Below are 22113 nucleotides of genomic sequence, written 5' to 3' on the forward strand. Positions count from 1 at the left end.
CGGGCCGTCGTCTATCCGCGGCCGTGCCGCCGGCCGATGGCGATCACCTTGACCCGCTGCCGGCCCGCCCGCACCATGCCCAGCGCCATGAACGCCCCCGCGATCCGGTCGGCGGCCTCGCGACTGCTCGCGCTCACCACCTGACGCCGCCGCTCCGGGCTGCTGCGCTCGTCGCGGTCGCCGTCGTCGGAACGCACGTCGGTGAGCACCACCAGGAACCGGGTCAGCGCCGAGCCGTTGGCGCGCTCGGGTCGGGGCTGCTGGGCGTTACGCACGTCGAGTCCCTTCGGCTGGCCGGCCACCGGGCGTGGCACGCGGCGATCGGGTACGGGGGAGAAACCCGATCGCCGCGCGCCCCATCCCCTCCGGTCACTCACCGTCGCCGTCGCCACGACAACCGCCGGTGAGGACTTGATGACAGATTGGCATCACGACGGCCATGAATGCAACTCTCACCCGCGTTCTCTCATGTACAGGTTCCCGGAGATGTGCGACGATCGATGCATGGCTCCGAAGACCGCCCGCGCCCGCCGGTTGGGCATCGCCCTGCGTACGCACCGGGAGGCCGCCGGGCTCACCCTGGAGGCCGCGGCGGACGAGATCAACAGCACCCGCAGCACCCTGTCCCGCTACGAGAACGCGCAGACGCTGGTCAGCCCGGCCACCGTCCGCGCCCTGCTCACGCTCTACGGAGTGGCGCCGGACGAGGTGTCCGCGGCCGTGCAGCTCGCCAAGGACGCGCGCAAGCCCGGGTGGTGGGTGTCCTACTCGTACCTGCTCGACCGGCGCACCATCGACTTCATCGCCCTGGAGGCCGAGGCCACCGGCATCGCCAACTTCGAACCCTCGGTGGTGCCCGGCCTGCTCCAGACCGCCGACTACATCCGGGGGGTCATGCGGGGCGGGCCGCACACCCTCGGGGACGAGCAGGTCGAGCAGCGGGTGCAGCTCCGGCTCGACCGGCAGCAGCGGCTCGTCGCCGACGCCCCGCCGATCTTCGACGCGATCATCGACGAGGGCGCGCTGCTACGGCCGGTGGGCGACCGCACGGTCATGGAGGCCCAGCTCCAGCACCTGCTGAAGATGGGCGAGCTGCCCAACGTCACCATCCAGGTCATCCCGCTGGCCGCCGGCTACCACCGGGGCACCCGCGGCTCGCTGCACATCCTCGAGTTCGCCGACCCGGAGGACCCGATCATCGCCTCGGTGGAGACCGTCGCCGGGCAGATGGTCCTGGACCGGCCGGGCGACCTGCGTACCTGCACCAAGATCATGGAACATCTGCGGAGTGTGGCCCTGAGCCCGGCAGCCAGCCGCGACCAGCTCCGGCAACTCATGAAGGGACGGTAGGACGATGACCCCGACGACAAACGCGGAGCTGGCCCGGGCCGGGTGGCGCAAGAGCAGCCACAGCGGCGACGAGGGGGCGTGCGTCGAGATCGCGACGCTGCCCCGCGTGGTGGGCGTCCGCGACTCCAAGGACCCGGCCGGCCCGGTGCTCCTCTTCCCGCCGCACGCCTGGGCGAGCTTCGCCGGGGCACCGCCCCACCGCTGACCCCCGCCGGCGCGGGCGGTGACGGTCCCTCCACCGCCCGCGCCGCCGGGCCCCGGCCACAGCTGCGTCGCCGTCCGGTCCCGGCCGCGTCCCCAGGCCAGGCCGGGGCCGGACGCGTCGCCGGGCCGGGGCCGGCGGCGACGTCCGGCCCCGACCGGGCGGTGACCTCGGCCGGGTGCCGGCTACCCGCCGACCAGCGGCTGCGGGGCCGGTTCGGCCCGCAGCGCCTCCAGCGCCGCGATGGCCACTCCGCGCGCACCGGCCATGTCCCGGTCCGGCACCAGGGCGAAGGTGGCCACGGCGGCCTGTTCCGCCCGCAGCACGGTGTGCTCCCGCACCGTCGCCAGGAACCAGTCCCGGAACTCCGGCGCCGCCTCCACCACCCCACCCCCCACGAAGTACGCGTCGGGATCGGTGAAGTTGGCGGCGAGGGTGAAGAGCCGGCCGATCGCCATGGCCTGCTGGATGAAGATCTCCCGGGCCAGCGGGTCACCCCGCTCGCCGAGCCCGCGAACCAGCTTCGCGGCCCGCTGCGGCGGCTCGGCGGCCAGCGGATGCCCGGGAAAGCGGGTCAGCCAGTACGGCAGCAGGTTGCGCGCGATCCCGGTCAGGGAAGCGACGCTCTCCGCGTCCCCGGTGAAGCCGCAGGCGCAGGTGGGCTGCGCCTGGCCGGGCCCGAGCAGCCCGTCCATCGGCAGGTGCACGTGCCCCAGCTCGCCCGCCATGCCGGCCGCCCCGGCGATCACCCGGCCGCCCTCGACCACACCACCGCCCAGCCCGGTGCCGACGATGGCCGACACCGACGAGCGGCGCATCGCGTCGGTGCCGAAGTACGTGTGGTGCGCGTAGAGGGCGGCGGCGTTGCCGTCGTTGAGGTACGCCACCGGCAGGCCCAACCGCCGTTCCAGCGCGCCCCGCACGTCGTAGCCCCGCCACGCGGGCTGGGAGAAGTTCGTCGAGCCACGGGAGGAGATGACCCCGGTCGCGCTCGCCGGCCCCGGCGTGTCCAGGCCCACCGCGCGGACGAGCCCCCGGGGCACGCCGGTCGCGGCCAGCGCCCCGTCGAATGCCCGGGCGAGGGCCTCGATCGCCGACTCCGGGCCGGCCTGCACCTGGCTCGGCGTCTCCATCAGCCCGTCGACGAGGAACCGCCCGTCCACGGTGAGAACCGTGGCGTTGTTGCTGGTGCCGCCGTTGTCCAGGCCGACGACCACCGGCACCCCTGCGCTGCCCACGAAACTCCGCCCTCCCGCCCTCGTGACCTGACGTGAGGCTAGTTCCCGTCCCGACGCCCCGCCACGCCCCGCCCCGTCCCTTCCCCGCCCGACCCCGCCAGGACATGCGGGCCGCCGCGGGTGGAACGTTAAGAAGGGGCCTTTCCTCTACCGCAGGCGTTAATAGGGGGCCCTTCCTTACCGAGGGCGCTGGGCGGTGAGGGCTGTGCCGTTGAGGTCGTCGTTCCGGATTGCCGTCGGCGTCAGGCCGAGGTCCGCCAGGAACGCCTCCAGGGTGGCCACCTGGTTCGCACCGGCCTCCACGACCAGGTGCCCGCCGGGCGCCAGCCACCGCGCCGCGCCGGCCGCGACGCGGCGCAGCACCGCCAGGCCGTCCGGGCCGCCGTCGAGCGCCACCCGCGCCTCGTGCAGCCGGGCCTCGGGCGGCATCAGCCCCACCGCCTCCGTCGGCACGTACGGGGCGTTCGCGACCACGAGGTCCAACCGGCCACGCCACTGCGGCGGCAGCGGATCGAACAGGTCGCCGGTGTACACCGGTACGCCGTACCCGGCCAGGTTGCGCCGGGCGCACGCCACCGCCGCCGGGTCGACGTCCACCGCGGCGTGGAAGCGGGGCGCGAGCTGACCGGCGAGCAGCACGCTCAACGCACCGGAGCCGCAGCACAGCTCCACCACGGCCGGCGCCGGGCCGGTCAGCGCAACCGCGGCGGACACCAGCAGCAGGCTGCGGGCACGCGGCACGAAGACGCCGGGGTCGACGGCGACCCGGATCCCGCCGAGGTCGGCCCAGCCGAGGAGGTGCTCCAGCGGCTGCCCGGCCAGCCGGCGCGCCACCAGGTCGGCCAGCGCGTCGGGAGTGGCCGCGGCGGCGACCAGCAGCTCCGCCTCGTCCTCGGCGTAGACGCAGCCGGCGGCGCGCAGCCGCGCCACCAGGTCCGGTGCGGCGGCGCCGGCGGCGGGTGACGTCGGAACGGGCGCCGGGGCGCCCCGGTCGCCCGCCCCGGTCACCGGCCCGCCGTGTCCAGCGCGGCGGTCACGTCGGCGACCAGGTCGACGGTGTCCTCCACGCCGCAGGAGAGGCGGACGAATCCGGGCGCGGTGTCGTCGCCCCACTGCGCCCGGCGGTCGGCGGTGGTGTGCAGGCCGCCGAACGAGGTGGCCGCCGTGACCAGCCGGGACGCCTCCAGGAACCGCGCGACCCGGTCGGCGTCGCCCAGGTCGAACGAGAGCACCCCCGGCATCCGTCGCATCTGGACCGAGGCCACCGGGTACGCCGGATCGTCCGGCAGGCCCGGCCAGCGCAGCCCGGTCACGTCGGGGCGGGCCGCCAGCAGGCGGGCGAGGGCCCCGGCGTTCGCGGTCTGCCGCGCCAGGCGCAGGTCGAGGGTGGCCAGCGAGCGGTGCGCCAGCCAGGCGTCGAACGGCCCGGGGACCGCCCCGGTGATCGTCCGCCATCCCGTCACGGCCTCCAGCAGGTCGGCCGACCGGGTGGCGACGTACCCCAGCAGCAGGTCGGAGTGCCCGGTCAGGGCCTTGGTGCCGGAGGCCACCACCAGGTCCGCGCCGAGGTCCAGCGGCCGCTGCCCGAGCGGGGTCGCGGTGGTGTTGTCCACCGCGACCAGGGCGCCGGCGGCGTGCGCCCGGGTCACCAGCGCGGGCACGTCGACGACGTCCAGGCCCGGGTTGGCCGGGGTCTCCACGAGCACCAGGCGTACGCCGGCGAGGTCCGGGTACGGCCCGGCGGTCGGGGCGAAGACGACCCGTACGCCGATGCCGGTCAGGGTGTCCGTGGCGAACGCCCGCACCGGAAAGTAGCCGTCGGACGGGAGCACCACGGTGTCCCCCGGGCGCAGCACGGTCAGCAGCAGCCCGGTGATCGCCGCCTGGCCGGTGGCGAAGACCCGGCAGTCGCCGCCCTCCAGCTCGCCGATCGCCGCCTCCAGCAGCCGTCGGGTGGGGTTGTCCGGGCGGCCGTAGCCGTTGGGTGCCGCCGCCGGCCCCGCCCACGGGTCCAGGTGGTACGGCGCGGCGAACACCGGGCCGGGCAGGAACGGCTCCCCCGGCGCGGGCTCGGGCAGCCCGGCGCGGACGCAGCGGGTGCCGTCGTGGTCGTCCGCCATGCCCCTCACTCCGGTTTGGTCGTGCGGCTCATCAGCGCCTCGACCGCCCGCCGGGGGTCGACCCCCTCGTGGCAGACCAGTTCGACCTGCTCGGTGATCGGCATCTCCACCCCGTGCGCCCGGGCCAGGTCGCGGATCGCCAGGGCGCTCTTGACCCCCTCGGCGGTCTGCCGGGTGGCGATCCGCGCCTCCTCCAGGGTCGCCCCCCGGCCCAGGTGCTCGCCGAAGGTGCGGTTACGGGCCGACGGGGAGGAGCAGGAGGCGACCAGGTCGCCCATCCCGGCCAGGCCGGCGAAGGTGAGCGGGTCGGCGCCGAGCGCGACGCCCAGCCGGGCGGTCTCGGCCAGCCCCCGGGTCACCAGCATGGCCCGGGTGTTGTGGCCGAAGCCCATCGCGGTGGCGATCCCGTACGCGAGGGCGATCACGTTCTTGACCGCGCCGCCCAGCTCGCAGCCGATCACGTCGTCGTTGGTGTACGGGCGGAAGTACGGCGTGGTGATGGCCCGCTGCACCAGCGTGGCCCGGTCGACGTCGGTGCAGGCGACGACGGTGGCGGCCGGCTGTTCGGCGGCGATCTCGGGGGCGAGGTTGGGACCGGAGACCACCACCACCCGGTCCGCCGCCACCCCGGCGGTCTCCACGATGACCTCGCTCATCCGCTTGGTGGTGCCCAGTTCGATGCCCTTCATCAGGGACACCAGCGTGGCGTCGGGGTGCAGGTGCGGCGCCCACTCGGCGAGGTTCCCGCGCAGCGTCTGCGACGGCACCGCGAGCACGACCAGTTCCGCACCCTTGATCGCCTCCAGGGCGTCGCCGGTGGCCGTGACCCGGTCGGGCAGCACGAGACCCGGGAGGTACTCCGGGTTGCGCCGTTCGGCGCGGATCACGTCGGCGACCTGCGGCCGCCGGGCCCAGATGGTGACGTCCCGGCCGGCGTCGGCGAGGATCTTGGCGAAGGCCGTCCCCCACGAGCCGGCCCCCAGCACCGCCACGTGCCCGCTGGTTCGTTCGACAAGCTCGCTCATTGGTGCACCCTTGTCTCACTCGAGCTGATGTTGGTTCGAGTGCACCGGTGACCGTCGGGCCATCGCCCAGCTCGCTCGATCTTTGAGGTCCAGCGTGAGTTCTGCGAGGCCCGGCGGCCCGGGACACCCCGACTGGCAACAGGGCTATGCGCCGTCGAGCGCCGCTCAATGAGCGACCGGCAGTGGTGTCCCGGAACCGCCAGGTGCTTCCCCACTGGTAGCGCAGCGGAGAGGCAACCATGAGTGTGACCGACAGTGCCGCGTCGGCGCGAGGGAACTCGGCCGGGGTGGACTGGGCCAAGGACGACTACGCCGTCTGCGTCATCGACGCCGACGGTGAGCCGTTGGAGCGGCTGACGCTGACATACACCAAGACCGGCCTGAGACGGCTGATCGACCTGCTCGACCGGCATCGGGTGGACGCGGTCGGCATCGAACGCCCGGACGGCCCGATCGTCGATGCGCTGCTGGCCGCCGACACGACCGTATACGTGATCCCACCCTCGCAGGTCAAAGCACTGCGCCGACGGTACGGCTCGGCCGGGAACAAGGACGACCGGTTCGACGCCTACGTCCTGGCCGACACGGTACGCACCGACCGGCGACGGCTGACCCCGCTCGTGCTGGACAGCCCACCGACCACCGCGCTGCGCAAGCTGTGCCGCGCCCGCAAAGACCTCATCGCCCACCGCATCGCGGTCGCCAACCAGCTGCGCGCTCACCTGGCCACGGCCCTGCCGGGCACCGTCGAGCTGTTCAACGACATCGACTCGCCGATCAGCCGGCAGTTCCTGACCCGGTTCACCACCCAGGACGCCCTGGACCGGCTGTCGCCCACACGCCTGGCCGGCTGGCTCAAGAGCGTGAGCTACAGCGGCCGCACCGACCCAGCCGTGCTGCACGCCCGCATCACCGCCGCGCCTCGCGGCGCCACCGGCGACTACGGACAGACCCTGGCCGGTATCACCCGCGCCTACCTCGCCACCCTGGCCGCGATCGTGGCCCAGATCGACACCCTCAACCAGCAGATCACCGACACCCTCGACCGGCACCCCGACCGGGACATCTTCACCAGCCTGCCCCGCTCCGGCACCGTCCGCGCCGCCCGGCTGCTCGCCGAAATCGGCGACGCCCGCGGCCGATTCCCCACCCCAGCATCCCTGGCCTGCCTCGCCGGCGTCGCCCCGTCGACCCGCGAATCCGGCAAGGTCCGCATCGTCGCCTTCCGCTGGGCCGTGGACAAACAACTCCGCGACGCCGTCTGCGACTTCGCTGGCGACAGCCGCCACGCCAACCCCTGGGCAGCCAACCTCTACCAACGAGCCCGCGCCCGCGGCCACGACCACCCCCACGCCGTCCGCATCCTCGCCCGCGCCTGGCTCGACATCATCTGGAAGTGCTGGACCACCAACACCCCCTACAACCCCGACCGGCACCGAGCCCTCCAACACTTGCTCAGCCAAGATCAACCGGCGATGGCTTGACACAGGGCAACTCACGCGGCGGCCTCGGGGCGCTCGGCGTGGCCTCGGCGGGCGGGGCGTTCCCACAGCGGGGGTGGGGTCTCGTCCCGGATCTCGGCGAGCAGGTCCCGCAGCCGCAGCATGATGGCGTCCGTCATCTCCTCGAGTACCGCCTTCGTCGGGGTGGCGCCCGTCCACGGGCTGAGGTCGACCGGCGGCCCGGCCACCACGCTGACCGGGATGCGCGGGCGGGGGCTGAGGCGGTTGGTCCGCGGGTCGAAGATGCGTTCCGGCCCCCACATCGCCAGCGGGATGACCGGCGCACCGGTGGCCAGGGCGAGCCGCGCCGCGCCGGTCTTGCCCTTCATCGGCCACAGGTGCGGCTCCCGGGTGGTGGTGCCCTCCGGGTAGATCACCACGGCGCCTCCCTCGCGCACGGCGGCGACCAGGGCGTCCAGCGACTTCACCGCGTCGACCGTGCCGCGCTCGACCGGGATTTGCTTGCAGCGGTGCAGGATCCAGCCGATCACCGGCACGCGGAAGACGCTGGCCTTGCCGAGGAACTGCGGCCAGCGGCCGGAGTCGTAGATGAAGTGAGCGGAGACGAGGGGGTCGGCGTGCGAGATGTGGTTCGGCACGATGATCATGCCGCCGGAGCGGCCGAGGTGTTCCATGCCACGCCAGGCCCGCCGCGTCCAGACGGTCATCACGGGTTTGACCAGCACCACGGCGAACCGTTGCCAGAACCCCAGCCTGCGCCGCGCCACCGCGCCTCCTCCTGCCGCCGTACCACCCCGCCGGTCCACCCGCCGGTGACCCCGCGAGGTGAAATCATGCCTGCTCGCCCCGGGTCCGGCCAGTGAGGGTACCGGCGGCGGGCTGGCAGGATGACGAGGTGACCTCCCAACTGGCCTGGACCGTGGTGGTGCCGGTGAAGCGCCTGGGCGTCGCGAAGAGCCGGTTGCGGGGCGCGCTGCGGGGCGTACCCCACGAGGCGCTGGCGCTGGCCCTGGCGGCCGACACGGTCCGCGCGGTGCGGGCGTGCGCGGCGGTGGCCGACGTGCTGGTGGTCACCGACGACCCGCGGGTGGCGGCGGTGGCCGGCGGCGCCGGCGCCCGGGTGCTGCCGGACTCGCCGGCCGGCGGGCTCAACGCCGCCTTCCGGCACGGCGCGTCGGCCGCGCGGGGTGGCTGGGTGGCCGGCCTCACCGCCGACCTGCCCGCGCTGCGCCCGGCCGAACTGGCGGCGGCGCTGAAAGCGGCGCAGGCCGGCCCCGCAGGGGTACGCCGGTACGTCGCCGACGCCCCGGGCAGCGGCACGGTGCTGCTGGCCGCCCCACCGGGCGTGGCCCTGGATCCGCGCTTCGGCGTGGGATCGGCGGCGGCGCACGCGGCCAGTGGGGCGCTGGCACTGGCGGGCGACTGGCCGAGCCTGCGCCGCGACGTCGACACCGTCGAGGACCTGGCCACCGCGGCGCGGCTCGGGCTGGGCCCCCGCACCGCGGCGCTGTGCGGCGCGGGCGCCGCGGCTGCCGGCCGGCCCGTGTAGCGTTCCGGTCATGCAGGGCACGGTGGCCACCTACGACGCGGCGACCCGCAGCGGCGTGCTGCTCCTCGACGACGGCACCGAGCTGGCGTTCCCGGCGCGGGCGTTCGACGCCTCCGGGCTGCGGCTGCTCCGGCTCGGGCAGCGGGTCCGGATCGAGACGGACGACACCGGCGCGGTGGTACGCGTGACGTTGCCGACGATGGCCTGAGCAACCCCGCGCAAGTTCATTTTGCGTTAACCCGATTCGGGTGAAGATGAGCGGGTGAGCACCCCTCGCGAGCACCCCGCCGACCAGCCCTCCGCCACCGAGCCGGCCGGATCCCGCAACGGCACCCGCCCCCGGGGCGCCGACGGCCGCTTCCGCACCAACCGCTCCACCGACACCGCCGACGTCCGCCCCGACACCGCCGGCACCGACGCGGCCGCCGCCTCCGCCGGTCTGGAGGAGGTGCTGGACCCGGCGTCGGCCCGCTTCACGCCACCCGCCGCCCCGGCGGCCGCCGCCGACGAGCCGCCGATGGTCGAGCCCCTGCCGGAGGACCGCTTCCTCAACCGGGAGCTCTCCTGGCTGGACTTCAACGCCCGGGTCCTCGCGCTGGCCGAGGACCCGCGCACGCCGCTGCTGGAGCGGGCCAAGTTCCTGGCCATCTTCGCCAGCAACCTCGACGAGTTCTACATGGTCCGGGTCGCCGGCCTGAAGCGGCGGCTCTCCGCCGGCCTGCCGGTCCGCGGCGGCGACCGGCTGCCGCTGCGCACCCAGCTCGAACTGATCGCCGAGCGGACGGCCGCCCTCGTCCACCGGCACGCGGCCTGCTTCGTCGACGACGTGCTGCCGAAGCTCGCCGCCGAGGACATCCGCATCCTCAGCTGGGGCGACCTCGACGACGCCGAGCGGGAGCGGCTGCGCACCTACTTCCGGGAGCAGATCTTCCCGGTGCTCACCCCGCTCGCGGTCGACCCGGCGCACCCCTTCCCGTACATCTCGGGTCGGTCGCTCAACCTGGCGGTGTCGGTCCGCGACCCCGACGGCGGCTCGGAGCTGTTCGCCCGGGTGAAGGTGCCCAACAACGTGCCCCGGTTCGTCCGGATCCACCGGGACCAGCCGGGCCTGCGCGTCATGCCGGTGGAGGACCTGATCTCGGTGCACCTGGGCCAGCTCTTCTCCGGCATGCAGGTGGTCGAGTGCCACCTGTTCCGGGTCACCCGCAACGCCGAGGTGGAGGTCGACGAGGACCGCGACGAGGACCTGCTCCAGGCGTTGGAGCGGGAACTGGCGCGGCGCCGCTTCGGCCCGCCGGTGCGGCTGGAGGTCGCCGCCTCCATCTCCGACCACATGCTGGAGCTGCTCGTCCGCGAGCTGGACATGGACTCCCACGACGTCCTGCGGGTGCGCGGGCTGCTCGACCTGTCGGCGCTCTGGCAGGTGTACGGCGACGCCGACCGACCGGACCTCAAGGACCCGCCCTTCGTGCCCGCCACGCATCCCCGGCTCGCCGAGGGTGAGGTTCCCCGGAGCGTGTTCGCCACGCTGCGGGACGGGGACGTGCTGGTGCACCACCCGTACCACTCGTTCGCCACGAGCGTGCAGCGCTTCGTCGAGCAGGCGGCCGCCGACCCGAACGTGCTGGCCATCAAGCAGACCCTCTACCGCACCAGCGGCGACTCACCGATCGTCGACGCGCTGGTCGACGCGGCCGCCGCCGGCAAGCAGGTGGTGGTGCTGGTCGAGTTGAAGGCCCGGTTCGACGAGATCGCCAACATCGGCTGGGCCCGTACGCTGGAGCGCGCCGGCTGCCACGTGGTCTACGGCCTGGTGGGCCTCAAGACGCACTGCAAGACCGCCCTGGTGGTGCGCCAGGAAGGCAACCAGATCCGCCGCTACTGCCACATCGGCACCGGCAACTACCACCCGAAGACGGCCCGCCTGTACGAGGACTTCGGCATGCTCACCGCCGACCCGGAGATCGGCGCCGACCTGACCGATCTGTTCAACGTGCTCACCGGCTACAGCCGGCAGACCGCGTTCCGGCGGCTGCTGGTCGCGCCGCAGGGCATCCGCAGCGGGCTGATCGAGCGGATCGAACGGGAGATCTCGCACGTCCGGCTCGGCATGCCCGGCCTGGTCCAGTTCAAGGTGAACTCGCTGGTCGACGAGGAGGTCACCGACGCCCTCTACCGCGCCTCCCGGGCCGGTGTCCACGTGGACCTGCTGATCCGTGGCATGTGCACGCTGCGGCCGGGCGTGCCGGGCCTGTCCGACAACATCCGGGTCCGCTCCATCCTCGGCCGCTTCCTCGAGCACTCGCGGATCTTCCGGTTCGGCAACAACGGCGACGCCGAGTTCTGGATGGGCTCGGCCGACCTGATGCACCGCAACCTGGACCGCCGGGTCGAGGCCCTGGTGCAGGTCAGCGACCCGGTGGCCCGCGCCGAGCTGGACCACGTGCTGACGGCGGCGTTCAACCCCGACGTGGAGGCGTTCGAGCTGGCCGCGGACGGCACCTGGACCCGGCGTACCGGCGACGAGGCGCCACTGGTCCACCTTCAGGACCTGCTGCTGCGCCGCGTCGGCGGCACAGCCGGCTGATCCGGCCGTGTCTCGGCTAGGGCCTGTCCTGCCGATCATGTCGAGCCGAGGCGAGGTCCAGGCGGCGATCCCGCGCAGGCCGACTGATGATCGGCAGGACAGGCCCTAGGCTGACCTGATGGAGGAGGAGCGCAAGTACGAGGTGGACGACGGCTGGGCGTTGCCGGAGCTGACCGCGGCGGCGCCCGGAGGCGGCGGCGTACGCGAGCTGCCGCCGGTGACCCTGGTCGCCACGTACTTCGACACCGTGGACCTGCGGCTGGCGCGGGCCGGGGTCTCGTTGCGCCACCGCGAGGGCGACCCGCTTCCCTGGACGGTGAAGCTGCCGACCGACAGCCCCGGTGTCCGGCACGAGATCTCCCGGCCGGGTGCGGTCGACGCTCCCCCGGCCGACCTGGTGGAGCTGGTCACCGTCGTGCACCGGGGAGCCCCGCTGGCACCGGCGGCCGTGGTGCGCACCGTTCGCCGTGCGTACGAGGTCCACGACGACACGGGCGCGACGCTCGCCGAGGTGGTGGACGACGACGTCACGGTGCTCGACGCCGACGGCGCGACCACCGCCGCCTTCCGGGAGGTGGAGGTCGAACGGAAGGCGGGCGACCGGGACCTGCTGGACCGGATCGGCTCGCTGCTGCGGGAGGCCGGCGCCCGCGACGGCGGGTTCGTCCCGAAGCACGTCCGCGCGCTCGGCGCGGCGGCGGAGGGCGAACCCGACCTGGTCCCGCCCGCCGGCCTGCCGGCCGACCCGACCGCCGGCGAGGTGATGACCGAGGCGCTCCGCCGGGAGGTGCGGCGGCTCCTCGCGCACGACCCGCTGCTCCGGCTGCGCGCGCCGGTCGGCGACGGCGACACCGCCGTGCACCAGATGCGGGTCGCCTGCCGGCGGCTGCGCAGCGACCTGAAGACCTTCCGGCGGCTGGTCCGGCCCGGGTGGGCACGCCGGCTGCGGGACGAGTTGACGTGGCTCGCTGACGCGCTCGGCGCCGCCCGGGACGGCGAGGTGCTGCGGGAGCGGCTTCGGCGTACGGCCGCCGCCGACCCGCTGAGCCCGCTCGACCCGGCGGTGGTCGACCGGCTCGACGCCGTCCTGGCCGAACGGCAGGAAGTGGCCCTGGCCGCCGTCGACGAGGCGCTCCGCTCCGACCGCTACCGGGCCCTGGTCGACGCCCTGGTGCTGGCCGCCGCGTCGCCGCGGCTGACGCCCCGGGCCGCCGCGCCCGCCCGCGACCTCCTGCCGCGCCTGGTGGCCCGTCCCTGGCGCCGGCTGGCCGGCGCGCCGGGCCGGCCGGGCAGCGTCGCGGCGCTCGCCCAGGACGGACCGGACGAGCAGTGGCACACCGTCCGCAAGGACGGCAAGCAGGCCCGCTCCGCGGTCACCGCCGTCGCGCCCGTGCTCGGCGGCGACGCCGCGAAGCTCGCGCGCAAGCTCGCCCGGGTGCAGGACCTGCTCGGCGAACACCAGGACGCCGCGGTCGCCGCCGAGACGTGGCGAGACGTCGCCGACACGCGACCGGACGACCACGACCTGGCGGTGACCGCCGGCCGGATGCTGGAACGGGAGCGCGCGACGGTGCGGCGCGTCCGGGCGGAGTTCCCGGGGGCGTGGCGGCGGGCGAGCCGGCGGCGACGGACGGCGTGGCTGCGGTGAACGGGCCGCCGACGACGGAGGGTGCGCCGGTCGCACCACCCGGCATCCGCGCCGCGGGGGGCGTGGTCTGGCGACCCGGCCCGGCCGGTGTGGAGGTCGTCCTGGTGCACCGTCCCCGGTACGGCGACTGGTCGCTGCCCAAGGGCAAGCTGGAGCCGGCCGAGCACCCCCTGTTCGCCGCCGTCCGCGAGGTCGCGGAGGAGACCGACGTGCGGGCGGTGCCGCAGGTCCGCCTGCCGAGCATCGGCTACCGCAGCGAGGGCCGGCCGAAGGTCGTCGACTACTGGTCGATGCGGGCGGTCGGCGAGGGCGGCTTTCAGCCCGGCACCGAGGTCGACGAGGTGCGGTGGCTCCCCGTCGACGAGGCGGCCCGGCTGGTCAGCTACCCGCACGACGCGGAGGTGCTCGCCGCGTTCGCGGCCCTGCCACCGGTGACCGTGGCGACGGTGCTCGTCCGCCACGGCCACGCCGGCAAGCGCGGCACCTGGGCCGGACCGGACAGCGGTCGGCCGCTGGACGCGCAGGGCTGGGCGCAGGCGCACGCGCTCGCGCCCCTGGTGGCCCTGGTCCGGCCGGTACGCCTGCTGGCGGCGTCGGCGCGCCGCTGCGTACAGACCCTCGACCCGGCGGCGGCGCTGCTCGACCTGCCGATCGAGGTCGACGGCGACCTCGACGAGCCGCGGGCCGGTCAGGATCGTGACGAGTGCGTACTGGCCACGGCCGCCCGGCTCGCCGCGCTCGGCGCCGCCGGCGATCCGGTCGCGGTGTGCAGCCAGGGAAAGGTGGTCCCGGGGGCCCTGGAGCGGCTCAGCGGCCGCGCGGAGGACTTCACCACGCCGAAGGGCGGCGGTTGGCTGCTCGCGTTCTCGGGCGACCGTCTCGTCGCCGCCGACCGCCTGTGACGGGCAGGGACGTCGCCCGGGTCGAGGGTGGTCCCCAGGATCCGCGCGCCGGTGGGCGCGGGCGCGGAACAAGGGGGCCCACCGCGAGCGGTGGGCCCCCTTCGCCGTACGCCTGGGTCAGCGCCTCGTCGCTGCCTTCTTGGCCGGGGCCTTCTTCGCCGGGGCCTTCTTGGCCGCAGTGCTCTTGGCCGCCGTGGTCTTCTTCGCGGCGGCCTTCTTCGCCGGGGCCGCCTTCGCCGTGGTCTTCTTCGCCGCTGCGGTCTTCTTCGCCGCCGCGGTCTTCGCCGCCGCGGTCTTCGTGGGCGCGGCCTTCTTCGCGGCAGCCGTCTTCTTCGCGGCAGTGGTCGCCTTGGCACCGGCAGCCTTGGCACCGGTGGTCTTCGCGGCGGCAGCGGTGGTGGTCTTCTTCGCCGCCGCCGTGGCCTTCGGCACCTTGCCGCTGGCCACCATCTCCTTGAACCCGGCGCCCGCGCGGAAGGTCGGGACGGAGGTCTTCTTGACCTTCACCGTCTCGCCGGTCCGCGGGTTCCGGGCTGTTCGGGCGCCTCGGACGCGCTTCTCGAACGCTCCGAAGCCGGTGATCGCCACCTTCTCGCCCTTGGTGACCGCCGCCTGGACCTCAGCGAGGACCGCGTCGAGCGCGGCCGTCGCCGTCTTCCGGTCCCCCAGGCGAACGGCGAGCGCCTCGATGAGCTCGGCCTTGTTCACGACTTCCTCCCGATTGTGCAACTGACTCGACGCGAGCCATTCTGCGCGCACGGTATGCCCTGTGCTGCCGGGACACAAACATTCGGTGGAAAAAAGCCCTTGTGTCGCAACGGATTCGCCCCCACCGGTGAGACCGGTGGGGGCGGAATCGGCGCGGCGAAGGGGCGCGGGGCTATGCGACGGTGGGCAGGAACGACGGCCGGGACGCCTCGAAGGCGGTGATGTCGGCCTCGTGCCGGAGGGTGAGTCCAATGTCGTCCAAGCCCTCCATCAGCCGCCAGCGGCTGAAGTCGTCCAGCGGGAACGACCAGCTGGCCTCCCCGACGCGGACCTGGCGGGCGGTCAGGTCGACGGTGACCGGGGTGGTCGGATCGGCCTCGACGGCGGCCCAGATCTCCTCGACCGCTTTCAATTCCAACTCGACCGGGAGCAGACCCTCCTTGAGGGCGTTGCCCCGGAAGATGTCACCGAAGCGCGGGGAGATCACAGCGCGGAAGCCCCAGTCGCGAAGGGCCCAGACGGCGTGCTCCCGGGAGGAGCCGGTACCGAACTCCGGACCGGCGACCAGAATCGACGCATCCGAATACGCTTGATCGTTGAGGACGAATTCCGGGTCCTCCCGCCACGCGCTGAACAAGCCGTCCGCGAAACCCGTCCGGGTCACCCGCTTGAGATAGACGGCGGGGATGATCTGATCGGTGTCCACGTTGGACCGGCGCAGCGGCACGGCGGTGCCGGTGTGGGTGGTGAACCTCTCCATCAGCGGTGTCCTCTTCTACAGGTCGGCGGGAGCGGCCAGCCGGCCCACCACGGCGGTGGCGGCGGCGACCGGCGGGGAGACCAGGTGGGTGCGTCCGCCCCGGCCCTGGCGGCCCTCGAAGTTCCGGTTGGAGGTCGAGGCGGCGCGCTGGCCCGGGGAGAGCGTGTCCGGGTTCATGCCGAGGCACATCGAGCAACCCGCGAACCGCCACTCGGCGCCGGCGTCGGTGAAGATCTTGTCGAGCCCCTCGGCCTCGGCCGCCTCCCGGACGGCCGCCGAGCCGGGCACGACGAGCATGCGGACTCCCTCGGCCACCCGGCGCCCACGCAGCACGTCGGCGGCGACGCGCAGGTCCTCCAGCCGCCCGTTGGTGCAGGACCCGACGAAGACGACGTCGACCGCGAGGTCCCGCAGCGGGGTGCCGGGCGTGAGGTCCATGTACGCCAGCGCGCGGCGGGCGGCGGCCTGCTCCGGCTCGGTCACGAACTCCTCGGGATCGGGCACGGACGCGTCCAGCGGTGCGCCCTGGCCGGGGTTGGTGCCCCACGTCACGAACGGCGTGATCCGGGTGGCGTCCAGGGTGACCTCCGCGTCGAAGGTCGCGCCGTCGTCGGTGGGCAGGGTCCGCCAGTAGGCGACCGCCGCGTCCCAGTCGGCGCCCGTCGGGGCGTTGGGCCGCCCCTTGAGGTACGCGAAGGTCGTCTCGTCCGGCGCGATCATGCCGGCCTTGGCGCCCCATTCGATGGACATGTTGGCGATGGTCATCCGGCCCTCCATCGAGAGGTTCCGGATCGCCTCGCCCCGGTACTCCACGATGTGGCCGCGTCCGCCGCCGGTGCCCACCTGCGCGATCAGCGCGAGCACCAGGTCCTTGGCGGTGACCCCCGGCGCGAGTTCCCCGACGACGTTCACCGCCATCGTCCGCGGGCGGGCCTGCGGCAGCGTCTGGGTGGCGAGCACGTGCTCGACCTCGCTGGTGCCGATGCCGAACGCCAGGGCCCCGAACGCGCCGTGGGTGGCGGTGTGCGAGTCGCCGCAGACGATGGTCATGCCGGGCTGGGTCAGGCCCAACTGTGGGCCGATGACGTGCACGATGCCCTGGTTCTCGTCACCGAGCGGGTGCAGCTTCACGCCGAACTCGTCGCAGTTGCGGCGCAGCGTCTCGATCTGCGTACGCGAGGTCGGGTCGGCGATGGTGAGGAGGTCGCCGCGGCGGGACCGGAACGACGGGTCGGCGTACCCGGTCGGGGTGTTGTGGTCCTCGGTCGCGATCGTCAGGTCGGTGCGGCGGACCGGGCGGCCGGCGAGGCGCAGCCCGTCGAACGCCTGCGGGCTCGTCACCTCGTGCAGCAGGTGCAGGTCGATGAAGAGCAGGTCGGGCTCGCCCGCGACGGACCGTACGACGTGCGCGTCCCAGACCTTCTCGGCCAGGGTCCTCGGCTCAGGAGTGACTCCCACCATCTGGACATCCTAAATTCTGGGAGGTAAGTTTCGGCTTGTGGGACACAGTATGAGCGGTGTCGGCGTTCTCGACAAGGCGGTGGTCATCCTGGCCGCCTGCGTCGACGGCGCCAGCCTGGCCGAACTCGTTGAACGCACGAAGCTGCCCCGGGCAACGGCGCACCGGTTGGCACAGGCACTGGAGATCCACCGGATGCTGGTACGCGACACCCAGGGGCGCTGGCGCCCCGGGCCACGCCTGGGCGAACTGGCCAACGCGGCGCCCGACGTACTCCTGACCGCGGCGGAGCCGCTGCTCGCCGCCCTGCGCGACGCCACCGGCGAGAGCGCCCAGCTCTACCTGCGCCGCGCCGACGAGCGCATCTGCGTGGCCGCCGCCGAGCGGGCCAGTGGCCTGCGCGACACCGTGCCGGTCGGCTCGGTGCTGCCGATGACCGCCGGCTCGGCGGCGCAGATCCTGCTCGCGTGGGAGCCGCCGGAGGCGGTCATGCCGCTGCTGCCCCGCTCGAAGTTCACCGGCCGCACCCTCGCGGAGGTCCGCCGCCGCGGCTGGGCGCAGAGCGTCGCCGAACGGGAGGCCGGTGTGGCGAGCGTCTCGGCGCCGATCCGCGACCGCACCGGCCGCGTGATCGCCGCCATCAGCATCAGCGGCCCGATCGAACGCCTCGGGCGCCGCCCCGGCGAACGTCACGCCATGGCCGTGGTCCGAGCCGGCCAACGCCTCTCCGGCCTCTGACCCGCTACCCGCCCAGGTCGATCATGAAGTTGACGGGTGGATCGAAGATCAAACCACCCGTCAACTTCATGATCGACCTGGGCGGGGGCGGGGCCCGGGGGGGGTGCGTGCGGGAAGGGCCCGCCTCGCGGGTGCGAGGCGGGCCCTTCGATCTGTAGCCCCGACCGGATTCGAACCGGCGCTACCGCCTTGAGAGGGCGGCGTCCTGGGCCGCTAGACGACGGGGCCAGGAGTTTTCCTGCTTCACCGCCCCGGTCGGGCGGCGCGGAAGTAGTCTAGCGGCACCGGTGATCGGGCCGACGGCGGGGGCGTTCGCGCGCTTCCGGCCGGCACGCCCGAGGGCGCCGGCCCGGGACGGCTCCGGACACCAGCGCCGGCCGGCGGGCCCGCCACCGACGGGCGGGCGGCGACCCGGAGGCGCATCGGTGCCGGAGAACGACGAAGCCCGCCCCACATGGGACGGGCTGTCACCGCTTCTGTAGCCCCGACCGGATTCGAACCGGCGCTACCGCCTTGAGAGGGCGGCGTCCTGGGCCGCTAGACGACGGGGCCAGAACCTGCTGCTCCCACCCTCGCGGGCAGGAAGCCGAACTCTATCAGAGGTCGGACCTCCGCCAGAATCCAGCGACCGCGATTCTCGCGAATCGCGACTGCGCTGGGGTACCAGGACTCGAACCTAGACTAACTGAACCAGAATCAGTCGGGCTGCCAATTACCCCATACCCCATTGGCCCCTTGCGGCGCCGGGATCAAACTTTACCCTCCCGCTGCCGACAGGCCAAATCGAGCCCCACAAACCGCCCGTGAGCTGCGGAAACGGGCCTCAGGGCGGATCAGGTGACGGGTACCACCGGGTTGCTCAGCTCACCGATCCCCTCGATCCGCACGGTCACCGTATCCCCGTCCGCGAGCGGGCTAACCCCGGCCGGCGTACCGGTCAGGATGACGTCGCCCGGGAGCAGCGTCATCACGTGCGAGACGTACGACACCAGGGCCGGCACGTCGAACACCATGTCCCGGGTGCGGCCGAGCTGGCGGACCTCCATCTCGTCCGGGTTGCGACCCACCTCACACCGGATCTCCAGGTCGGCGACGTCGAGCCCGGTGGTGATCCAGGGGCCGATGGGGCAGAACGAGTCGAAGCCCTTGGCCCGGGTCCACTGGCCGTCCGCGCGCTGCAGGTCCCGCGCGGTCACGTCGTTGGCGCAGGTGTAGCCGAAGACGGCGCGTTCGGCGGCGGCCCGGTCGGCGCGGCGGGCGCCGGGGGCGCCGATCACGACCGCCAGCTCGGCCTCGTGCTCGACCTGCTTGGAGAAGATCGGCAGCCGGATCGCGTCCCGCGGCCCGATCACCGAGGTGGACGGCTTGAGGAACAGCAGCGGCTCCCTGGGGACCTCGCTGCCGTGCTCGGCGGCGTGTTCGGCGTAGTTGCGGCCGACGCAGACCACCTTGCTCGGCAGGATCGGCGACAGCAGCCGTACGTCGGACAGGGCCCACCGCCCGCCGGTGAAGTTGACCCGCCCGAACGGGTGCCCGTCGATCTCGGCGACGGTCAGGCCCTGCGGGCCCGCCTCCGGCTCCCCCTCGACGACCCCGAACGACATTCCGTTGGCATGAGCGAAACGAGCGATACGCACCAGGCCAATCTAGTCCGGGCGACCGCTGCGGGAACCGCTGGCCACGCGCCCCGGCACAGGCGACCGCGGGGCCGACGGGTCACGCGCCCGGCACGGACGGCTGCGCCGAGCCCCGGCACGGCCCGGAGCGGCGCCGGGGCCCACGCGTTCATCGAAGGCGGCGGCCACGGCCGCCGGGCAGGTCACCGCCCGCGCCGGGCGGGCACCCTACGGGATCGGCGGGCCGTCGGGGCGGACTTCCCGACTTCGTACCCGCACGGCGTGCGCCCGCCCTTAGCGTCGGCTCCGGAGGTTCGTTCGTATGCCTGCATCGACACGACACCACAGGACCCTCGCAGTGGTCGTCCACTGCCTCGGCATCCTCGCCGCCGTACCGGCACTGCCGGTGGCGGCACCCGACCCGGCCGGCACAGCGCGGCCCGCCGCCACCCAGCCGGCCGTCACCCAGCCGGCCGCCGCGCCGGAGGCCACCACGCGCCAGGCCACCGCGCCGGAGGCCGGCACGCCGGAGGCCACCGCGCACCGGGCCACCGCGCGGCCGGTGCCGGCGCACCCGGTGGCGCGGCCGCCGCTGGCCGTCGCACCGGTGGCCGCGCCGCGACCGGCCGCCGCGCCGACCGACCAGCCGGGTGCGAGCGTGGAACCGGGCCGGCCGTCGGCCCCGCCGGCCGTGCCCATCCCGACCCGGGCGGCTCTCCCACCGCCGAAGCCGCCGGTCACGGTGCGGGTCGCGCCGGAGGGCACGCCCGCGCCGCGCTACCGCATCCAGGTCCGCAACGACGGCAGCCGGCCGGTCGCCACCACCGTCCGCCAGGAACTGCCCCCCGGTACGTCGCCGACCTCGATCACCAGCGGTGGTCGGGCCACCCGCAACGGCGGGCAGGACGTGACCGAGGTGACCTGGAACCTGCGGCTGCCCGCCCGGAGCACCACGACCCTGGGCACCGCGATCACCGCCGCCCCGGGCCGACCGTTGACCGCGCCGGCCTGCGCCTTCGCCACCGACGGCTACCGCCCGTACGACTGCGCGACCGCCACCTGGCAGGGCGTGGCTTCCCAGACCACGACGGTCACGAAGGCCGACCCGCCGGTGTGGCGGCAGCCCGCGACGCTGGTGGCCGGCCTCGGCGGTCTCGCCGTCGTCGCCCTGGGCGGTCTCTGGACGTGGCGGCGCCGGCGCCGTCCGCAGGCCGCTGCCCTCGTCGACCACGCGCGGGGCACGGTCTACCCGCGGCCGGCGACGCCCAGCGCCCCGCCGCTGCGGCGCAAGCCGTCGACGTGGCTGATCGTGCCGGTGGCCGCGGTGATGCTGGCCGGCACCCTCGGCACGGCGACCTGGACGGCGACCCGGCAGGCCGCCGCGGTCGACACCGACAGCCGCCCCACCAGTGGCGCCTGGGTCGGTACCGGGGTGTCCGGCGCGGTCGGCGAGCCGCTGCGCGAGGCGGCGTTCGAGTTCACCGTCTACCGCGTCGCCTGCGAGCCGGGCCGGGGCGCGCGGCAGTGCGCGGCCACGGTCGGCGTCCGGAATCTCACACCTGAGCAGCAGAGTTGGCACGGCCGCCTCCAGCGCGCGTACCTCGCCGACGGCAACTTCGTCAGCACGGACGAGCAGGCGACGCGCCGGGCGAACCTGGGGCGCGACGTGTTCGCCCGGCCGATGGCGGCCGGCAGCCGCATGGTGCTCCCGCTGGTGTTCACGGTGAACGGCCGGGAGCCGCCGACCCAGTTGGAGCTGCGCAGCGGCGTCTTCTCCGCCGGGGTGCGGGTGGACGTGCCCTGACCGGCGGCGCGGGCGGCGGTCGTACCCTGGGTGCGTGACCGCCGCCCTCGCCCCGACCGCTGTGCTCGACGCGGCGGTCTGGCGGGCGCGGCGCCGGGCGCACGAGGAGCGGGTCGACGCCTGGCTGACGCCGCACCTGGCCCGCCGGCGGCGCGGCGAGAAGCATCCGGTGGAGGACTTCCTCTTCACCTACTACTCGTACCGCCCCGCCCAGCTGCGCCGCTGGCATCCGGGCGCCGGGGTGGTGCTGCGCGACGCGGACGCCGCCGACCTCGGGCGGGACTACCGCGCCGGCGCCGCCGGGGTGACGCTCGACACCGAGGGGGTACGCGCCCGGCGCGCCGAGTCGGTCGCCTGGATCCGGGCGCTGCTCAGCGCCACGGCCGGGCGGTCCGCGCAGTTCGGCTGCTTCGGCATGCACGAGTGGGCGATGGTCTACCGGCAGACGCAGGCGGAGGTGCGGCACAACGCCTGGCCGCTGCGGCTGAGCCCGGAGCGCACCGCGGCGGTCGTCGACGAGCGGGGCGTACGGTGCAGTCACTTCGACGCGTACCGCTTCTTCACCGCCCCGGCCCGGCCGCTCAACGTGCTCACCCCGACCCGGGAGAGCCAGCACGCACTGGAGCAGCCCGGCTGCCTGCACGCCAACATGGATCTCTACAAGTGGGCGTACAAGCTGTCGCCGCTGGTGCCGAGCGAACTCGTGGCGGACGCTTTCGACCTGGCGGGGGAGATCCGCACCCTCGACATGCGGGCCAGTCCGTACGATCTGGCCGCGCTCGGGTACCCACCGGTGCGGGTGGAGACCGCGGAGGGGCGGGCGGAGTACGTGACCGCGCAGCGCCGCTTCGCCGAGCGGGCCGCGGCGCTGCGCGCCCGCCTGCTCGACGCCCTGCCCGAGTAGTCCGAACCGGGCCGGGCGAGCCGCCGCGCTTGACACAGTG

The 22113-nt window shown here is 74.2% G+C and carries 21 protein-coding genes and 3 tRNA genes; 11 read left to right on the plus strand and 13 right to left on the minus strand.

The annotated features are described in order from the left end of the window. Positions 1–11 precede the first annotated feature (11 nt). Complete coding sequence (locus ACN26Y_RS01140) at positions 12–275, minus strand: hypothetical protein (protein ID WP_155334379.1); 264 nt, start codon at positions 273–275, stop codon at positions 12–14. Between the two features lie 229 nt (positions 276–504). Between ACN26Y_RS01140 and ACN26Y_RS01145 the strand changes: the two genes are divergently transcribed. Together ACN26Y_RS01145 and ACN26Y_RS01150 are read left to right on the plus strand one after the other, a co-directional pair. Then, a complete protein-coding gene (locus ACN26Y_RS01145; RefSeq protein ID WP_155333656.1) occupies positions 505–1350 on the plus strand; it encodes a helix-turn-helix domain-containing protein in 846 nt (281 codons plus the stop codon). Positions 1351–1354: 4 nt separating this feature from the next. After that, the gene (locus tag ACN26Y_RS01150) at positions 1355–1555 is read left to right on the plus strand and encodes a DUF397 domain-containing protein (protein ID WP_155333657.1); all 201 of its coding nucleotides are present in this window, start codon (positions 1355–1357) and stop codon (positions 1553–1555) included. 182 nt (positions 1556–1737) lie between these two features. Here the strand turns inward: ACN26Y_RS01150 and ACN26Y_RS01155 are convergent, their stop codons facing one another. The 4 genes from ACN26Y_RS01155 to ACN26Y_RS01170 all read right to left on the minus strand — a co-directional run bounded on the left by ACN26Y_RS01155 (position 1738) and on the right by ACN26Y_RS01170 (position 5935). Then, positions 1738–2790: an ROK family protein gene (locus ACN26Y_RS01155; RefSeq protein ID WP_422734099.1), complete on the minus strand. Its 1053-nt coding sequence runs from the start codon at positions 2788–2790 to the stop codon at positions 1738–1740. A 177-nt stretch (positions 2791–2967) separates the two neighbouring features. Further along, a complete protein-coding gene (locus tag ACN26Y_RS01160) occupies positions 2968–3723 on the minus strand; it encodes a putative protein N(5)-glutamine methyltransferase (protein ID WP_422734997.1) in 756 nt (251 codons plus the stop codon). Between the two features lie 71 nt (positions 3724–3794). Then, positions 3795–4910 (minus strand): cystathionine gamma-lyase, encoded by a 1116-nt coding sequence (locus tag ACN26Y_RS01165; protein WP_155333659.1) that lies wholly within the window; start codon positions 4908–4910, stop codon positions 3795–3797. A gap of 5 nt (positions 4911–4915) precedes the next feature. Next, positions 4916–5935 carry an NAD(P)H-dependent glycerol-3-phosphate dehydrogenase gene (locus ACN26Y_RS01170; protein ID WP_155333660.1) on the minus strand — a complete coding sequence of 340 codons (1020 nt, stop codon included), beginning with the start codon at positions 5933–5935 and terminating at the stop codon, positions 4916–4918. A gap of 239 nt (positions 5936–6174) precedes the next feature. Between ACN26Y_RS01170 and ACN26Y_RS01175 the strand changes: the two genes are divergently transcribed. After that, positions 6175–7419 carry an IS110 family transposase gene (locus ACN26Y_RS01175; protein WP_155329394.1) on the plus strand — a complete coding sequence of 415 codons (1245 nt, stop codon included), beginning with the start codon at positions 6175–6177 and terminating at the stop codon, positions 7417–7419. Between the two features lie 11 nt (positions 7420–7430). Here ACN26Y_RS01175 and ACN26Y_RS01180 read toward each other — a convergent pair whose 3' ends face one another. Beyond that, positions 7431–8165: a lysophospholipid acyltransferase family protein gene (locus tag ACN26Y_RS01180; RefSeq protein WP_422734100.1), complete on the minus strand. Its 735-nt coding sequence runs from the start codon at positions 8163–8165 to the stop codon at positions 7431–7433. 128 nt (positions 8166–8293) lie between these two features. Between ACN26Y_RS01180 and cofC the strand changes: the two genes are divergently transcribed. The 5 genes from cofC (at position 8294) to ACN26Y_RS01205 (ending at position 14084) form a co-directional block, all read left to right on the plus strand. Continuing rightward, positions 8294–8947, plus strand: a complete 654-nt coding sequence (cofC, locus tag ACN26Y_RS01185) for a 2-phospho-L-lactate guanylyltransferase (RefSeq protein WP_230688844.1) — start codon at positions 8294–8296, stop codon at positions 8945–8947. A 10-nt stretch (positions 8948–8957) separates the two neighbouring features. Then, positions 8958–9155, plus strand: a complete 198-nt coding sequence (locus ACN26Y_RS01190; RefSeq protein ID WP_155333663.1) for a cold-shock protein — start codon at positions 8958–8960, stop codon at positions 9153–9155. Positions 9156–9209: 54 nt separating this feature from the next. Further along, positions 9210–11534 (plus strand): RNA degradosome polyphosphate kinase, encoded by a 2325-nt coding sequence (locus ACN26Y_RS01195; RefSeq protein ID WP_155333664.1) that lies wholly within the window; start codon positions 9210–9212, stop codon positions 11532–11534. Positions 11535–11652: 118 nt separating this feature from the next. Beyond that, complete coding sequence (locus tag ACN26Y_RS01200; protein ID WP_230688845.1) at positions 11653–13182, plus strand: CYTH and CHAD domain-containing protein; 1530 nt, start codon at positions 11653–11655, stop codon at positions 13180–13182. Further along, on the plus strand, positions 13179–14084 hold the full coding sequence (locus ACN26Y_RS01205; RefSeq protein WP_155334381.1) for an NUDIX hydrolase: 906 nt from the start codon (positions 13179–13181) through the stop codon (positions 14082–14084). Before ACN26Y_RS01200 ends, ACN26Y_RS01205 begins: the two co-directional genes overlap by 4 nt. A gap of 117 nt (positions 14085–14201) precedes the next feature. Here ACN26Y_RS01205 and ACN26Y_RS01210 read toward each other — a convergent pair whose 3' ends face one another. The 3 genes from ACN26Y_RS01210 to leuC form a co-directional block, all read right to left on the minus strand. Continuing rightward, positions 14202–14792 (minus strand): HU family DNA-binding protein, encoded by a 591-nt coding sequence (locus ACN26Y_RS01210; RefSeq protein WP_155333666.1) that lies wholly within the window; start codon positions 14790–14792, stop codon positions 14202–14204. 172 nt (positions 14793–14964) lie between these two features. Beyond that, positions 14965–15552 carry a 3-isopropylmalate dehydratase small subunit gene (gene leuD / locus ACN26Y_RS01215; RefSeq protein WP_155333667.1) on the minus strand — a complete coding sequence of 196 codons (588 nt, stop codon included), beginning with the start codon at positions 15550–15552 and terminating at the stop codon, positions 14965–14967. 15 nt (positions 15553–15567) lie between these two features. Further along, positions 15568–17013, minus strand: a complete 1446-nt coding sequence (gene leuC, locus ACN26Y_RS01220; protein ID WP_155333668.1) for a 3-isopropylmalate dehydratase large subunit — start codon at positions 17011–17013, stop codon at positions 15568–15570. A 49-nt stretch (positions 17014–17062) separates the two neighbouring features. Here leuC and ACN26Y_RS01225 point away from each other — a divergent pair, with 49 nt between their 5' ends. After that, positions 17063–17749, plus strand: a complete 687-nt coding sequence (locus ACN26Y_RS01225; RefSeq protein ID WP_013284529.1) for an IclR family transcriptional regulator — start codon at positions 17063–17065, stop codon at positions 17747–17749. Between the two features lie 155 nt (positions 17750–17904). Here ACN26Y_RS01225 and ACN26Y_RS01230 read toward each other — a convergent pair. The 4 genes from ACN26Y_RS01230 to ACN26Y_RS01245 all read right to left on the minus strand — a co-directional run bounded on the left by ACN26Y_RS01230 (position 17905) and on the right by ACN26Y_RS01245 (position 19386). Beyond that, a tRNA-Glu gene (locus ACN26Y_RS01230) sits at positions 17905–17977 on the minus strand. 251 nt (positions 17978–18228) lie between these two features. Beyond that, positions 18229–18301 (minus strand) — tRNA-Glu (locus ACN26Y_RS01235). A 103-nt stretch (positions 18302–18404) separates the two neighbouring features. Next, positions 18405–18476 (minus strand) — tRNA-Gln (locus ACN26Y_RS01240). Positions 18477–18582: 106 nt separating this feature from the next. Then, positions 18583–19386, minus strand: coding sequence for a fumarylacetoacetate hydrolase family protein (locus ACN26Y_RS01245; RefSeq protein ID WP_155333669.1), 804 nt, complete (start codon positions 19384–19386; stop codon positions 18583–18585). Positions 19387–19687: 301 nt separating this feature from the next. Here ACN26Y_RS01245 and ACN26Y_RS01250 point away from each other — a divergent pair, with 301 nt between their 5' ends. Together ACN26Y_RS01250 and ACN26Y_RS01255 are read left to right on the plus strand one after the other, a co-directional pair. Then, positions 19688–21169 carry a hypothetical protein gene (locus ACN26Y_RS01250; protein ID WP_370463286.1) on the plus strand — a complete coding sequence of 494 codons (1482 nt, stop codon included), beginning with the start codon at positions 19688–19690 and terminating at the stop codon, positions 21167–21169. Between the two features lie 34 nt (positions 21170–21203). Then, on the plus strand, positions 21204–22073 hold the full coding sequence (locus ACN26Y_RS01255) for a 3-methyladenine DNA glycosylase (protein WP_155333671.1): 870 nt from the start codon (positions 21204–21206) through the stop codon (positions 22071–22073). Positions 22074–22113: the final 40 nt, after the last annotated feature.

Source organism: Micromonospora sp. WMMD558, assembly GCF_049315255.1.
GTDB lineage: Bacteria > Actinomycetota > Actinomycetes > Mycobacteriales > Micromonosporaceae > Micromonospora.